General features: G+C 72.5%; 12 protein-coding genes and 4 pseudogenes. 6 read left to right on the top strand and 10 right to left on the bottom strand.

Annotated features, from left to right (window positions below):
• The 4 genes and pseudogenes from QOL99_RS08710 to QOL99_RS08725 form a co-directional block, all read right to left on the bottom strand.
• A pseudogene (locus QOL99_RS08710) lies at positions 1 to 255 on the bottom strand (hypothetical protein); the annotation flags it as partial.
• 75 nt (positions 256 to 330) lie between these two features.
• The gene (locus tag QOL99_RS08715) at positions 331 to 1,125 is read right to left on the bottom strand and encodes a PSP1 domain-containing protein (protein ID WP_285523074.1); all 795 of its coding nucleotides are present in this window, start codon (positions 1,123 to 1,125) and stop codon (positions 331 to 333) included.
• Between the two features lie 179 nt (positions 1,126 to 1,304).
• Positions 1,305 to 1,682: a RidA family protein gene (locus QOL99_RS08720; protein ID WP_285523056.1), complete on the bottom strand. Its 378-nt coding sequence runs from the start codon at positions 1,680 to 1,682 to the stop codon at positions 1,305 to 1,307.
• 33 nt (positions 1,683 to 1,715) lie between these two features.
• The gene (locus QOL99_RS08725; RefSeq protein ID WP_285523058.1) at positions 1,716 to 2,774 is read right to left on the bottom strand and encodes a PP2C family protein-serine/threonine phosphatase; all 1,059 of its coding nucleotides are present in this window, start codon (positions 2,772 to 2,774) and stop codon (positions 1,716 to 1,718) included.
• Positions 2,775 to 2,878: 104 nt separating this feature from the next.
• On the opposite strand from QOL99_RS08725, the gene QOL99_RS08730 reads away from it, so the two are divergent.
• On the top strand, positions 2,879 to 3,910 hold the full coding sequence (locus QOL99_RS08730) for an NUDIX domain-containing protein (protein WP_285523060.1): 1,032 nt from the start codon (positions 2,879 to 2,881) through the stop codon (positions 3,908 to 3,910).
• Here QOL99_RS08730 and QOL99_RS08735 read toward each other — a convergent pair.
• Complete coding sequence (locus QOL99_RS08735) at positions 3,888 to 4,580, bottom strand: cysteine hydrolase family protein (protein WP_285523061.1); 693 nt, start codon at positions 4,578 to 4,580, stop codon at positions 3,888 to 3,890. The two genes, QOL99_RS08730 and QOL99_RS08735, sit on opposite strands and share 23 nt — an antisense overlap.
• Before the next feature lie 86 nt (positions 4,581 to 4,666).
• On the opposite strand from QOL99_RS08735, the gene QOL99_RS08740 reads away from it, so the two are divergent.
• The 3 genes from QOL99_RS08740 (at position 4,667) to QOL99_RS08750 (ending at position 7,795) form a co-directional block, all read left to right on the top strand.
• Positions 4,667 to 5,458 carry a TM2 domain-containing protein gene (locus QOL99_RS08740; protein ID WP_285523062.1) on the top strand — a complete coding sequence of 264 codons (792 nt, stop codon included), beginning with the start codon at positions 4,667 to 4,669 and terminating at the stop codon, positions 5,456 to 5,458.
• A gap of 187 nt (positions 5,459 to 5,645) precedes the next feature.
• Positions 5,646 to 6,584: an NUDIX domain-containing protein gene (locus QOL99_RS08745; protein ID WP_326522580.1), complete on the top strand. Its 939-nt coding sequence runs from the start codon at positions 5,646 to 5,648 to the stop codon at positions 6,582 to 6,584.
• On the top strand, positions 6,581 to 7,795 hold the full coding sequence (locus QOL99_RS08750; protein ID WP_285523065.1) for an NADH:flavin oxidoreductase/NADH oxidase family protein: 1,215 nt from the start codon (positions 6,581 to 6,583) through the stop codon (positions 7,793 to 7,795). Before QOL99_RS08745 ends, QOL99_RS08750 begins: the two co-directional genes overlap by 4 nt.
• A 50-nt stretch (positions 7,796 to 7,845) precedes the next feature.
• Here QOL99_RS08750 and QOL99_RS17980 read toward each other — a convergent pair.
• Both QOL99_RS17980 and QOL99_RS17985 read right to left on the bottom strand, forming a co-directional pair.
• Positions 7,846 to 9,267, bottom strand: a pseudogene (locus tag QOL99_RS17980) (phenylalanine--tRNA ligase subunit beta); the annotation flags it as partial.
• A 15-nt stretch (positions 9,268 to 9,282) separates the two neighbouring features.
• Positions 9,283 to 10,482, bottom strand: a pseudogene (locus tag QOL99_RS17985) (phenylalanine--tRNA ligase beta subunit-related protein); the annotation flags it as partial.
• Between the two features lie 106 nt (positions 10,483 to 10,588).
• Between QOL99_RS17985 and QOL99_RS08760 the strand changes: the two are divergent.
• Positions 10,589 to 10,951, top strand: a complete 363-nt coding sequence (locus tag QOL99_RS08760) for an endonuclease domain-containing protein (protein ID WP_285523069.1) — start codon at positions 10,589 to 10,591, stop codon at positions 10,949 to 10,951.
• A 62-nt stretch (positions 10,952 to 11,013) separates the two neighbouring features.
• Here QOL99_RS08760 and QOL99_RS08765 read toward each other — a convergent pair whose 3' ends face one another.
• Together QOL99_RS08765 and pheS are read right to left on the bottom strand one after the other, a co-directional pair.
• Positions 11,014 to 11,418: an NUDIX hydrolase gene (locus QOL99_RS08765; RefSeq protein ID WP_285523071.1), complete on the bottom strand. Its 405-nt coding sequence runs from the start codon at positions 11,416 to 11,418 to the stop codon at positions 11,014 to 11,016.
• Positions 11,415 to 12,434: a phenylalanine--tRNA ligase subunit alpha gene (pheS, locus tag QOL99_RS08770; protein WP_285523073.1), complete on the bottom strand. Its 1,020-nt coding sequence runs from the start codon at positions 12,432 to 12,434 to the stop codon at positions 11,415 to 11,417. The genes QOL99_RS08765 and pheS overlap by 4 nt, the downstream gene beginning before the upstream one ends.
• Positions 12,435 to 12,654: 220 nt before the next feature.
• Here pheS and glyA point away from each other — a divergent pair, with 220 nt between their 5' ends.
• Entirely contained in the window at positions 12,655 to 13,908 is a 1,254-nt protein-coding gene (glyA, locus tag QOL99_RS08775; RefSeq protein WP_407650159.1) for a serine hydroxymethyltransferase, read from the top strand.
• Positions 13,909 to 13,953: 45 nt separating this feature from the next.
• On the opposite strand, the pseudogene QOL99_RS08780 reads toward glyA, so the two are convergent.
• Positions 13,954 to 14,266, bottom strand: a pseudogene (locus tag QOL99_RS08780) (metallophosphoesterase); the annotation flags it as partial.

Below are 14,266 nucleotides of genomic sequence, written 5' to 3' on the forward strand. Positions count from 1 at the left end.
GCCCGCCACTGCGCCCAGCGCCGTCCCCTTGAGGGCGCCGCCCGCCATGTCGGCGCCGTCGCCGCCGCCGTCCACGTACTCCGTGGTCGTGGCGGTCGCCGCGGTGGTCTGGGTGGTCGCGGTGCCCATGCTGCCTGCCGAGGAGCGGCGCTGGAAGGAGGTCTGCCCCATCTCAGGCTGAATCACACCCTGGCTCTGGAGGTCCTGCACGAAAGCGTCGGCCTGGGCCACGGTCGGGAAAATCAGGTGTCGCATACCAGGCAGTTTGCCGGGCTGGGCGGCCGCGAGAGATGAGAAGCGCGGCAAGGGGCTTTGGGGAAGCCTGGGGGGTCAGGCCTCGGCCGCGTCCGCCTCAGGGCGGCGGCCCCTGTTCCCGGCAGGGTCAGTCACGCGGGTCAGGGCGTGGGCGGGCACCCCGGTCAGCAGCCCCTGGTCGGTGTGCACGTCCACTGTCCCCGCGAGAGGGTGAAGTTTGGTGACCTTGCCGCACGCGCCGCTCTCCTCGTGACAGACGCGGGCGTTCTTGCGCGGCAGGTCCCGCAGGAGTTCGAGGTACATGCCGTGTTCGAACTGCAAGCAGCACAGCAGGCGACCGCACGGCCCCGAGAGCTTTTCCGGGTTGAGGGGCAACTGCTGATCCCGCGCCATGCGGATGCTGACGGGCGCGAACTCCTGCAGGTGCGTGCTGGAGCAGTTGCCCCGGCCACAGGCCCCCAGCGTGCCGATCATCTGGGCCTGCTCGCGCGGGCCGACCGCCGCGAAGTTCACGCGGGCGCGGGTGTGCCCCCGCACCTCCCCGATCAGGCCCCCGAGTTCGATGCGGTCCTCGGCGCTGTAGCTCACCGTGACGAGGCTCTCGTCGAGGGTGAACTCGACGGCCACGACCTTGACCGGCAGGCCGCGCTCGCGGGCCCGGGCCCGCAGCAGCCACTTGAGGTCCTCGCCCTGGCGGTGCAGTTCGTCCCAGCGGATCAGGTCCTCGGGGGTCGCCGCCCGCAGCACGCTGCCGTAGCGGGCCTGGGGGTCGGGCGTCCCCACCTCACCGCGCACGGTCGCGACCTCCGGGCCACGTTTGCCCTGCACCACGACGCGCGTGCCCACCGCGTGCGGCGCCTCGCTGAGCATGGCGTGCAGGCGTGGGCTGCGTTCGAAGCGGACAGGCAGGACAACCACGCCTGGCAGGATGTCACGGCCGGGGCCGGGGCGTCGAGACAGGGATCACGAAAGGAGGGCGGGAGCGGGAGGCGGCGGCGCCTACCTCCCCCTCCCGCCCCTTGCAACTTCCCTCAGTGCCGCTCGTTCCCTCAGTGCCGCTCGGCGATCACCTCGATCTCCACCCGCACGTCGCGGGGCAGCCGGGCGACCTGCACGGTGCTGCGGGCGGGGTAGGGGGCCTGGAAGTACTCGGCGTACACGGCGTTCATGGCCGAGAACTCGTTCATGTCGGCCAGGAAGACGGTGGTCTTGACCACCCGCGCGAGGTCGGTCCCCGCCGCCGTGAGCACGGCCACGAGGTTGTCGAGCACCTGCCGAGTCTGGGCCTCGATGCCGCCCTCCACCAGGGTGCCGTCCGGGGTCAGCGGAATCTGCCCGCTGGTGACCACGAGGTTGCCGAAGGTGGTCGCCTGGCTGTAGGGACCGATGGCGGCGGGGGCCGAGGGCGTCTCCACGATGTCTTTCATGGAACCACTCTAGCGGCCCGGCACCCCTGGCCCTCAGCCTGCCGTCTCTGTCTCGCGGGGTTCGGGCCGGGGGTGGGCACGGGCCCGCAGCGACGTGGCCGAGAGGGCCGGGCGCCGGGAGGGCCGCACCCGGGCGCGGCGCTGGGCGTAGGCCACCCCGCCCAGCAGCAGGGCGCCCAGCAGGGCTATCAGCGGGCGCTGCTCGGGCACCAGCAGCACGCCGAGCAGGGTGAAATAGACCAGGATCAGCAGCAGGTAGGTCAGTGGGCTGCTGCCGCGCTGGGCGCTCAGCAGCGCGTCCACGTACAGCGGCCCGCCTTCCTGACGCTCGGGCAGGGCATACCGGGGCAGGCGGTCTCCACGCTGGATATCCACCACCACTGCCGTGATGTTGTCCGGGCCGCCCCCGTCGTTGGCGGCGTCGATCAGGGTGCGGGCCACCCGCTCGGGGGACTGGGCGGGGAGCAGCAGTTCCAGCAGGGCGGACTCGGTCACCACTCCGCTGAGGCCGTCGCTGCACAGCAGCAGGCGGTCCCCGGCGTGCAGGGGCAGCCCGAACAGCTCCAGCCGCACCCGTTCCTCGCCGCCCAGCGCGTTGCTGACCACGCTGCGCCACTGGTGGTGCCGGGCCTCTTCCTCCGAGAGGTGGCCCAGCCGCACCTGTTCGGCGACCCAGGAATGGTCCTCCGTGAGGCGGTGCAGCTCGCCCCCGCGCAGCAGGTAGGCCCGCGAGTCGCCCACGTGGGCGATCAGCGCCGCCCCCCGGTCCACCAGCAGCGCGAGCAGGGTGGTCCCCATGCCCGCGTACTCCCCCACCGCGTGCCGCAGCACCGCGAGGTTGGCCGCCTGCACCGCCCCCGCGAGGCGCTCGGGCGGCGCTCCCCGGCCTTCCAGATAGTGCTGGCTGAGGCTGTCGAGGGCGAGATTGGCAGCCAGTTCTCCCGCCGCGTGCCCCCCCATGCCGTCCGCGACGGCATACAGCCCGCCGCGCGGCAGGTCGAGCGCCAGTGCCGCGTCCTGGTTCACGCGTCGCTGGCGCCCCACGTCCGTCATCAGACCGGAGCGCAGGGGGGAGGGCGCGTCGGCGCGCATGGGCCCAATATAAGGGAATCATGTACCGGGTTCGGCAGACCTGCCGCCGCATGGGGCTTTCGGGGACTCATGCTTCTCACGTCTTCGCCCCGTCACCGTGAGGCATGACCACCCCTCCCGTTCAGCCCCACCCCCGTTTCGGCGTCTATATCGGCCGGTTCCAGCCCCCGCACACGGCCCACCTGCGGGTGATGGAGGAAGCGCTGGGAAAGGTCGGGACCCTGATCGTGGTGATCGGCAGCGCCCATGCGCCGCGCACCCTCAAAAATCCCTGGACGGCCGGGGAGCGGGGAGAACTGATCGGCGCCATGCTGCGGGAGGCGGGCGTGGACCCCGCGCGGGTGCGCCTCGCCGCCGTGCCCGACCACCCCTACGACGAGGACCGCTGGCTGGCGGCGGTGCGGGCGGGGGTGGAGGCGCACACCGGCGCCAGTCCCTCTCGGAAGGGGGGTGACGTGGCCCTGATCGGCCATCTCAAGGACGACAGCAGCTACTACCTGCGCTCCTTTCCGGACTGGCCCTTTCTGCCCACCGCCGTCGTCAGCCCGCTGAGTGCCACCGACGTGCGCCGCGCCTATTTCGCGGGCGAGCTGGACCCGGTGGCCGGGATGGTTCCGCCCGCCGTCCACGCCTGGCTCGACGCCTTCCGGGAAACGCCCGAGTTCGCGGAGCTGCGGGCCGATGCCGCGTGGCTGCGGGAGACGCAGGAGAAGGCCGGGACGTGGCCGCCCCTGCGGGTGGAGGCGCTGGCCCTGGTCACGGACCCGGCGGGGCGCGTCCTGCTGACCCGGCGGGGCGAGCGGCCCGGACGCGGCCTGCTGACCCTGCTGGGGGCCGGGGTGCTGCCGAGTGAGACGCTCGCGGCGGCAGCGCGGCGGGCGGCGGCGGAGGCACTGGGCGTCACCCCGGACGATCCGGCCCTGACCCCCTTCCCCACTCCGGCGGCGGTGTACGACGCGCCGGGCCGCAGCACGCGGGGCCGGGTGATCGCGCACGTCTTCGGACTGGCGTGGGCGGGACCGGCCGGGGGCGAGGGGTGGACCGACCCGCAGGAAGCCCTTGCCCAACCCGAAGCCTTCTTCGAGGACACCCACGCCCTCCTCGAACAGCTCCTCAGGCCAGTTGCAGCCCGCTGACCACCTGCACCCCGTTGCGTTCCAGCTGGTGCAGGAACAGGGCGTGGTAGAGGTCGCCGGGGTGACCGGGCGCGTCCCAGGTCTGGGCACAGGGTTCGGGCACGACCACCCGGCGTTCCAGCTGCCGCGCCATCCCGTCGGTGACGAGGTGCAGCGCGAGCGTGTAGAGGCACAGGTCGGTCACGTCCCCGACGGCGACCACCACGTCGAAGTCGGCCCCCCGCTCCTCCAGCCACGCGCGGAACTCGGGGCTGGTGTGGCTGGCGATGCTGTTTTTCTGGAAGTGCTGGAAGTGCGCGAACTCCGGCAGGGCCCGCAACTCGGCCACCGCCCCCGCCTCGGGGGTGCCCGCGACGCAGTGGGGCGGGTAGGCGGCGAACTCGCGGGCGTCTTCCGGGTGCGAGTCCTGCACCAGCACGACGTTCCCGGCCCTCACCCCGGCGTCCAGCAGCGAGCGGATCAGCCCGGTCACGCGCGGGATGACCGCCGCCACGCGCGGGCTGGCGAGCGGTCCCTGGCGGGTAAAGCCCTCGATCAGGTCCACGCACACGACCGCCACCCGCTCGGGCGGGGCCTTCAGCGTGAGGGCCGGAAGGTCGGCCAGCCAGTGCTCCAGCAGTTCGGCCTGCTGGATCGCCTGTTCACGGAGGGTGGGCGCAGGAGGGGTCATGCGGCAGGTCTAGCACGCCGCCCGCCCCCGCACCCTGCACCCTTTGGGGGACGCAACCCCGGCTCCCCGGACGGCGTACTGGAACCATGACCCGAGACGACCCCGCCCCCGGCCCGGACGACCCGCAGGCCCAGCCTGTGCAGGCCCCACCCCCGCAGGTCTCCCGCCGGGAGGTGCCCTCCTGGGTGGACGAGGTACTGAGCGCCCCGTCCGCACCGTCACCTGCAGCGCCCGACCCGGCCCCGCAGGTGACGGTGGTGAGCGCCGACCCTGCCCCCCTCTCCGGCCCGGAGGACCTCCGCATTCCGGAGCACCGGCCCGGGCCGCCGCGCCCGCAGGCCCAGTCCCTGACGCCCCCGGCCCACGATCCGGCGAGGCCCACCCTGCTGGAGTCGGCCGACGACTGGATCGTGCGGGCGACGGGAGGCACGGCCCGCAGTCCCTCCATGCCGTCCACCCCGCCCCTCTCCAGCGAGCCCGTCACGCACGCCCCCGCCCCCCGTCAGCCCGACCCGTGGGCGATGGGCACGCCCGCGCCGCCGCACGCTTCCGGCCCCCTGCCCGGCGACATCGCCACCCGGCGGCTGATCGCCGGGCTGCTGGCGATCGTGCTGGGCAGCTTCGGTGCCCACAAGCTGTATCTGGGCATCACCACGCCGGGGCTGATCATGCTGGGCGTGAATGTCGGCGTGTGGATCGTGGCGCTGCTGCTGGGGCTGCTGCTGTTCGTCGTCGGCCTGGTGGTGACCCTGCCCCTCGCCGGACTGGTGAGCGGGGCGGTGGGACTGCTGGGGCTGATAGAAGGCATCCTCTACCTCACCAAGTCGGACGAGGACTTTTACCGCGAGTACGTGGTGGGCAAGAAACCCTGGCTGTGAGGGGCGGCCAGCGGCCAGCTTCCCGCCGCCAGCAAAAAATGGGCCACCTCCGGAGGTGGGGCGGCCTGTTCGGTGGGCAGTGGCAGAGTGGGGCACACTTCCCGCCGCGCACGGTAGGGTGCGCCCCATGGCCTCTCTGCCCACCCTCCGCGCCGTCTGGGGAAGCGCCCCGCTTTTCTCCGTCGGGGTGAGCGTCCTCATTCAGGACGAGGCAGGCCGGGTGCTGCTCCAGCACCGGGGGGACGATGGGCTGTGGGGCACGCCGGGCGGCGGCCTGGACCCCGGCGAGGGTTTTCTGGAGGCCGCCCACCGCGAACTGCGCGAGGAGACGGGGCTGGAATGCCCGAACCTCGCCCTGATGGGGCTGGACGAAGGGCTGGTGGGTGGACCGGAGTTCTACCACCGCTATCCGGGCGGCGACGAGGTGTACATGGTGGGGATGCGGACACACGGCACCCTGCCTGCGGCGGCGCTCACTGGAGCACGCCCCGACGACAGCGGCGAGACGCTGGCCCTCGCGTGGTTCGGGCTGGACGACCTCCCGCCGCTGAGCGCCAATGCCAATGTCGCCAGCATGAACGTGCTGCGGGCGCGGGCGGGGCTGAAGCCGCTCCCGCTGCTGCCCTTCCCGGACCCGCCGCCCCTGAGCAACCATCTGGCGCGGCTGCGGGCCGCTGTCGGCCCCCGCCCCCTCTTCGTGCCCGGCGCGAGCGTGCTGGTGGGGAACGAGCGGGGGCGGCTGCTCCTGCTGCGGCACGCCCGCACAGGCCAGTGGGTGCTGCCGGGCGGCAAACTGCACCCCGGCGAGAGCTTCAGGGCCTGTGCCCACCGGGAACTGCACGAGGAAACGGGCCTGCGGGCCGTGCGGCTGACCCCGGTGCAGCTCCTGCAAGGGCCGGAGTTTCGCTACGAGGACTCAGGCATCTGGGACAGCGTGGGCGTGCTGTACCGCGCGGAGGAGGTCACGGGGGAACTCACCCTGCCGGAAGGCGAGATCGCGGAGGCGCAGTGGTGGACCGCCGACGAGCTGAAGGGGGCCGAGCTGCTGGGCCTCTACACCCGGCGGTCGGTGGAGGCGTGGGCGGGCCAGACCTCCCCAAGCTCCCGCGCTAGCCTCCGCCCATGACCGCCGTGACCGACCCCCTGATCCTGCCCTGCGGCGTGACCCTGAAAAACCGGCTGCTCAAGGGTGCCATGAGCGAGGCGCTGGGCACCCGCGACCACGCCCCCCGGCCCGAGCTGCCCGCCCTGTATGCCCGGTGGGCGCGGGGCGGCACCGGCCTCCTGCTCACCGGGAACGTGATGGTGGACGCCCGCGCCCTGGGCGAACCCGGCAACGTGGTGCTGGAAGACGAGCGCCACCTCGCCGACTTTCACCGCTGGGCAGTGCAGGGGTCGCGGGACGGGGCCGCGCTGTGGATGCAGCTCAACCACCCCGGCAAGCAGGCCCCGCGCGGCCTGAACGCGGGCGGCACGGTGGCGCCCAGCGCCCTGCCCTTTCCCGGCGGACTGGCCCGCGCCTTCGCCACGCCACGGGCGCTCACCGTCCCCGAGATTCACGAGCTGACGGCCCGCTTTGCCCGCGCCGCGCGGCTGGCGCAGCGGGCGGGATTCGGCGGCGTGCAGCTTCACGCGGCGCACGGCTACCTGTTCTCGCAGTTCCTCTCGCCCCGGCACAACGTCCGCACCGACGGGTACGGCGGGAGTCTGGAAAACCGGATGCGCTTCCTGCTGGAAACCTACGACGCGGTGCGGGCGGCGGTGGGGCCGCGCTTTGCGGTGGGCGTGAAGCTCAATTCCTCCGATTTCGTGCGGGGCGGCTTCTCGGAAGAGGAGAGTCTGGCGGTGGTGCGGGCGCTGGGGGAGCGGGGCTGCGACCTGATCGAGCTGTCGGGCGGCACCTACGAGAAACCGATGATGATGCTGGGCCGGGGCGAGCGCGGCGGCTTCTTCGCCCACTTCTCGCGCCGGGCGCGGGCGGTGGCGGGCGTGCCGGTCTGCGTGACCGGCGGCTTCCGCGACGCCGCCACCATCCGGGGGGCGCTGGAGGAGGGGGCCGCCGACCTGGTGGGCCTGGGCCGCCCGCTGGTGCTGGACCCCGGCTTCAGCGCCCGCGTGCTGCGCGGCGAGGACGCGAGCAGCGAGGTCCGGCCCCTGAAGACCGGCCTCGCTCCCCTGGACCGCAGCGGGTATCTGGAAATCGCCTGGTACGAGGACGCGATGCGGCGGCTGGCGCGGGGGGAGGACGTGGGGGCGGAGGAGGCCCCGCTGCTCGCCCTGGCCCGCATGACGGTGGAGACGGGGGTGGGGGCGGTGTTTCGGCAGCGGCGGGCGTAAAGGAGAGGGGGCCGGAGCCTCTCGCCCCGGCCCCCTCTCACGCTCCCGCCTTACTTCTCGCGGATAGTCCAGCCCTGCGCCCGCACCGCCGCCATCAGACGGTCCATCACCGGGTCCACCTCGGCGTCGGTGAGGGTGCGCTCGCCCCGGAAGACGAGGCGCACGGCCACGCTGCGGTTTCCTGCGCCCACCTGCTCGCCCTCGTACACGTCGAAGGGCTGCACGCTCTCCAGCAGTTCGCCCGCCTCCCGGCGCAGAAGTTGGGCCACCTCGCCGTAGCTCACCTCGCGCGGGGCGATCACGGCGAGGTCGCGCCACGCGGCGGGAGCGCGGCTGGGATCGCGGAAGGCCCAGGCCCGGCCCGGGAGCGGCAGGGCGGCTTCCAGCAGGAAGGTGTCCCCCTTCAGGCCGAACCCGGCGGCGACCTCGGGGTGCAGGGCACCGAGCCAGCCCACCGCCACGCCGTTCCACAGGGCCTCGCCCGCGATGCCGGGGTGCAGGGCGGGGGGCACGGCGTCCCCGCGCAGTTGCCGCACCTCCAGCGCCGCGCCCTGTCCGGCGGCAAAGGCCTCCACCAGCCCCTTGAACGCCGCGAACGACCCCGCCACGCCGGGCTGGTAGGTCGCCGGGGCGAGGGGGCCGCGCATCAGCAGTCCCAGGCGCTCGGTCTCGCCCGCCGCCGGGAAGACGTGCCCGATCTCGAACAGGAGCACCCGCTCACCCCCCGGGTGCATCCCCGCCGCCCGCAGCAGGCTGGGGTAGAGGGCCGTCCGCATCCCGGTCCGGTCGGCGGTGAGGGGATTACGCAGCCGCACGCCGGGGCGCTGGGCGCGGGCCTTGTGCGCCTCCTCGTCGCTGGTGAAGGTGTAGGTCACGGCCTCCTGAAAGCCCAGCCCGGCCAGGGTGCGGCGCAACTCGGCGCGGGTCGCGCTCTCCTTCCCGGCCCCCAGGTTGCTCTCGTGGACGCGCAGGGTGGGCAGCGTCTCGGGCAGCCCCGCGTAGCCGTGCAGCCGCGCCACCTCCTCCGCGAGGTCCTGCCACAGCGCCATATCGACCCGCCAGGAGGGAGGGGTGACGGTCAGGCGGTCACCGCTCCGCGTGACGCGGCAGCCCAGGCGGGTCAGGATGGCTTCCATCTCGTCGGTAGAAATATCCATGCCCAGCAGGGCGCGAATCTGCCCCCCCGTCGCCTCGATGGGGCCGGGGAGTTCGGGCTGGCCCACGACGGTCGCGCCGGGGTGAGCCTGCCCGCCGCCGCATGCCGCCAGCAGCCCCGCCACCCGGTCGGCGGCGCGGGGCGCGAGCAGCGGGTCCACGCCGCGCTCGTAGCGGTACACGGCGTCGGTCTTGAGGCCCAGGCGGGTGCTCGTCCGGCGCAGCAGCACAGGGTCGAAGTGCGCGGACTCGATCACCACGGCCGAGGTGTCCGCCCGCACGTGCCCGTGGTCGCCGCCCATGATGCCCGCGATGCCNGGCGCGAGCAGCGGGTCCACGCCGCGCTCGTAGCGGTACACGGCGTCGGTCTTGAGGCCCAGGCGGGTGCTCGTCCGGCGCAGCAGCACAGGGTCGAAGTGCGCGGACTCGATCACCACGGCCGAGGTGTCCGCCCGCACGTGCCCGTGGTCGCCGCCCATGATGCCCGCGATGCCCAGCACGCCCTGGCCCACTTGGGGCTGGCCCGCCGTGGCGAAGGCGTCCGCCACGCTGGAAATCGCCACCTTGCGCCCGTCGCGGATGAGGAGGTCTTCCGGCCCGACCGTGTGCTCGTTCCCCAGCAGGTCGCGCACGGTCTCACCCTGCCGCAGCCCGAAGGAGACGACGATCTGGTCGTCCGTCACGTCGCGGCGGTCGTAGAGGGCCGTGGGCTGGCCGAGTTCGAGCATCACGTAGTTGCTGGTGTCCACGATCAGGTCGATGGACCGCAGTCCGGCCAGCGTCAGACGGCGCTGCATCCACAGGGGCGCGGGGCCGTTCTGCACCCCATTCACCGTGCGGGCCGCGAAGTGGTCGCAGCCGAACCGAATCTTGCCCGACGGGTCGCGCTCCAGCGTCACCCCACGCGGGGGAAGGACGACGCGAATCTCGCCCTCTCCGCTGGCGGCGGGTCCAGCTTCCGGTTCCACCAGTTCAGTGTCCAGGTAAGCCGCGAGGTCGCGGGCGAGGCCCAGGGCGCCCAGCACGTCGGCGCGGTTGGGGGTGACCTCCACGTCCAGGACCGAGTCGGCCGCCCACAGCTCGTGCAGGGGCGTGCCGGGGGCCGCTGTCCCCGCCGGGAAGAGGAGCAGTCCGGCGCTGCTTTCCCCGACGCCGAGTTCCTTGGCGCTCGCGGCCATGCCCCAGGACTCGATGCCCTGCATGGAGCGCACGCCGTAGTCCACGTCGCCCAGACGGGTGCCGGGGGTCACGAGGGCGACCATCGTCCCGGCGGGGAGCCCCACCGCGTTGGAGGCGCCCGAGGCGATCTCCCGCGCCCCGTGCGGCCCCACGTCCAGGGCGAGGCGGGTCAGGGCGGTGCCCTCCAGCGGTTCGGCCCGCGTGACGGCGGCCAGGACGACGCCGGGGGGCGGGGCGGGCACCTCCTCCACCCCCTCCAGCGGCAGGCCCAGCGAGGCGAGCAGGGGTTCGAGATCGTGAACGGGCGGCAGGGCGGGGACGAGTTCTTGAAGCCAGGAGTAGGGCAGTTTCATGGGGGACCTCGGGGGAAGGGGGTGGACGCTCGGGGTGGTCACCCCCTCCCCGGCCCTCCCCCCTGAAGGGGGAGGGAGAAAAGATGTGGGGGCGTTAACTTGAGGTGTGGCGAGACAGGAAGTGAGGACGAGTCCATCCACCGAGGTCGCGCGGGCGCTGCGGCGGCGCATGACGCCCGAGGAAACGCTGCTGTGGCGGCATCTGCGCGGCAAGGCTCTGGGCGTCAGCTTCCGGCGGCAGGAGCCGATGGGACGGTATGTGGCCGATTTCGTGTGCTACGAGCGCACGCTGGTGATCGAACTCGACGGCAGCCAGCACCTGAACAGCGCGGCGGACCAGGAACGGGATACGGATATGGCCGAGCACGGCTTCGAGACCTTGCGGTTCTGGAACAGCGAGGTCAGGAGCAACCTGAGCGGCGTGCTGGACCGAATCCAGCAGGTCTTAGAATCCCGCAGGAATCCCTGACTCCTCCCCCTTCAGGGGGGAGGTGGCCCGCAGGGCCGGAGGGGGTGAAGCCGCAGCCCCGCTCATCCCCCCTCCCCCACTTCCCGCACCAGCCCCCGCACCCCTTCCGGCACCAGATTCACCTCGTCCAGCCTCCGCAGCGGCACCCACTCGGGCGAGTACCAGTTCTCATCGCTGTGGCGCACGCCTTCGGGACCGTCCCCCAGGCGCATCTCGCCGGACAGGAGGCGGGTCAGGAAGTAGTGCTCGCTGTTGCCGAGGTTCTCCAGCGTCAGGACCTCGCGGATGACCTCCACGACGAGGTTGACTTCCTCCAGCATCTCGCGGACGCAGGCCCCTTCGGGCGTTTCGCCGGGTTCGATGCCGCCGCCGGGAAGGGTGGCGTAGACGCGGCCCTCCTTGCGGCGGCGCATCAGGAGGACCTCGCCGTGGGGGTTGAAGAGGATGCCGACCGCTCTGGCCCTCACCCCAGCTCCCCCCGGAACTGCCCCAGCACCCTGGGGTCGTTCGCGTAGAAGTAGCGGATATCGGGAATCCCGTACTTCAACATGGCGATGCGCTCCGGCCCCAGCCCGAAGGCGAAGCCCGTCTTGCCCTCGTACACGCGGGGCTTGCCTGCCGCCTCGCGCAGATCGTCCACGGCCTTGAAGACGCTGGGGTGGACCATGCCGCAGCCGCCCAGCTCCAGCCACTTGCTCTCGCCGCGCGGGTTCTCCCACCACACGGCGAAGTCGGCCCCCGGCTCCACGAAGGGGTAGTAGGAGGGCTGGAAGCGCACCTTCGCCCCCGGCCCGTACAGCCCCCGCGCCATCTCCGCGATGGTGCCCTTGAGGTCGGCCATCGAGATACCGTCACCGACGACCAGACCCTCCAGCTGGTGGAACATCGCCTCGTGGGTGGCGTCGGTGGCCTCGTACCGGTAGACCTTGCCGCGCACGACGATCTTGAGGGGCGGCTCGTGGTCCACCATGTAGCGAATCTGCATCGGGCTGGTGTGGGTTCGCAGCAACCGGCCGTCCTCCAGCCAGAAGGTGTCCTGCAGGTCGCGGGCGGGGTGGTACCACGGCACGTTGAGCGCCTCGAAGTTGTGGTGCTCGTCTTCCACCTCCGGCCCCTCCACGACGGCGTACCCCAGCCGCTCGAAGATGCCGGTCAGGTCCTCGAAGACGCGGCTGGTGGGATGCAGCCCGCCCGCCGGGAGGGGCAGACCGGGCAGGGTCACGTCGATGGCCTCGGAGGCGAGGCGGGCGTCCAGGGCCTCTCGCTTCAGCACCGCCTCGCGTTCCCCCAGGGCCGCCTCGATGGACTGGCGCAGGGCGTTGATCTCCGCGCCCCGGCTCTTGCGCTCCTCCGGGGGCAGCTTGCCCAGGCTGCCCAGTTCCCGGGTGATCAGGCCGTTCTTGCCCACGTAACGGGTCTTGACCGCTTGCAGGGCGGGAAGGTCGGGGGCGTGCTGGATGGCTTGCAGGGCTTCTTCTCTCATGGAGTCTCCTGGGAATGACGAAAAACCCGCCACCGTGGGAACGGGGCGGGACGGCGCGTGCAGTCTGGCGTCAGACGAACGCGGCCCCGCGACTCGGAAACGGCGAAGGTGTACCGGCGCGGGGCGTCATGGGGCCCAGGGTAGCAGATGGGCCGGGAGGCGTCTGCCCTGCACAGACACCGGCCGCGTTCCTCAGGGGGGCGGGTGTTACCGTACCCGCATGACCACCGCCCAACCCTCTGTCCCCACGCCGGGGGCCGCCACCGACATGGCCGCGCACGACCCGGCCCTCTTCGACCTGATCGGCCAGGAGGCCGAGCGCCAGCGGCACGGGCTCGAACTCATCGCCTCCGAGAACTTCACGTCGGCGGCGGTGCGGGCGGCGCAGGGCAGCGTGCTGACGAACAAGTACGCGGAGGGCTACCCCGGCAAGCGCTGGTACGGCGGCTGCGAGGTCGTCGATCAGGTCGAGCTGCTCGCCATTGCCCGGGTGAAGGAACTGTTCGGGGCCGCGTGGGCCAACGTGCAGCCGCACTCGGGCAGCAGCGCCAACCTCGCCGTGTACAACGCGCTGATCGAGCCGGGGTCCGTGGTGCTGGGGATGGACCTCTCGCACGGGGGGCACCTGACGCACGGCAACCCGGTGAACTTCTCGGGCCTGCGCTACCAGATCGTGGGCTACAAGGTGAACCCCGAGACCGAGCGCATCGACATGGAGGAGGTCCGCCGCCTCGCCCACGAGCACCGTCCGAGGATGATCATCGCGGGGGCGAGCGCCTACAGCCGCCGCCTGGACTTCGCGGCGTTCCGTGAGGTGGCCGACGAGGTGGGCGCGGTCCTGTTCGCGGATATCGCGCATATCGCGGGGCTGATCGCGGCAGGGCTGCATCCCAACCCGCTGCCACACGCGCACGTGGTCGCCTCCACCACCCACAAGACGCTGCGGGGGCCGCGTGGGGGAATCATCCTGTCCAATGACCCCGAACTGGGCGCGAAGATCGACCGGGCCGTCTTTCCCGGCTACCAGGGCGGGCCACTGGAGCACGTGATCGCGGCCAAGGCCGTGGCCTTCGGCGAGGCGCTGCGGCCCGAGTTCCGCGAGTACGCCGCGCAGGTGATCCGCAACGCGCAGGCGCTGGCGGCGGCCTTCACCGAGCGGGGCTACCGGGTGGTGTCGGGCGGCACCGACAACCACCTCTTCCTGCTGGACCTGCGCCCGCAGGGGCTGAACGGCACCAAGGCGACCCGGCGGCTGGATGCCAACCACATCACCATCTCCAAGTCCACGCTGCCCTACGACACGGAAAAGATCCTGCACGGCGGCGGCATCCGCCTCGGCACGCCCGCAGTGACTACACGCGGCATGACCGAAGCCGACATGCCGAAAATCGCTGACCTGATCGACCGGGCGCTGAAGGGCGAGGACGTGAAGGCCGAGGTTCACGGCTGGATGGGGGGCTTTTCGCTGCCCTGAGCGGCCTGGCCCCTACCCTGCCCCCGGACGTACCGGGGGTTTGCCCTATCCGGGCCGCAGGGACAGCAGCGTCACTTCCGGCGGGCAGAGGTTGCGCAGGGGCACCCCGCTGACGCCCAGACCCCGGCTGACGTAGCCCGGCGTGCCGTGGGCGCCCTGCACCCAGCCCATCGCGTAGCGCTGGCCGTAGCGGCTGGGCACGACCGGAGCGCCCACCACCGGCAGCCGGATCTGGCCGCCGTGGGTGTGGCCCGACAGGACGAGGCCCACCCGCCGGGGCAGGTCGGGCAGCAGGTCGGGGTTGTGGCTCAGCAGCACGCTGGCCTGCCCCTCCCCCGCTCCGGCCAGCGCCGCCGCC

The organism is Deinococcus rhizophilus (assembly GCF_030271215.1).
In the GTDB taxonomy this organism is placed as follows: domain Bacteria; phylum Deinococcota; class Deinococci; order Deinococcales; family Deinococcaceae; genus Deinococcus; species Deinococcus rhizophilus.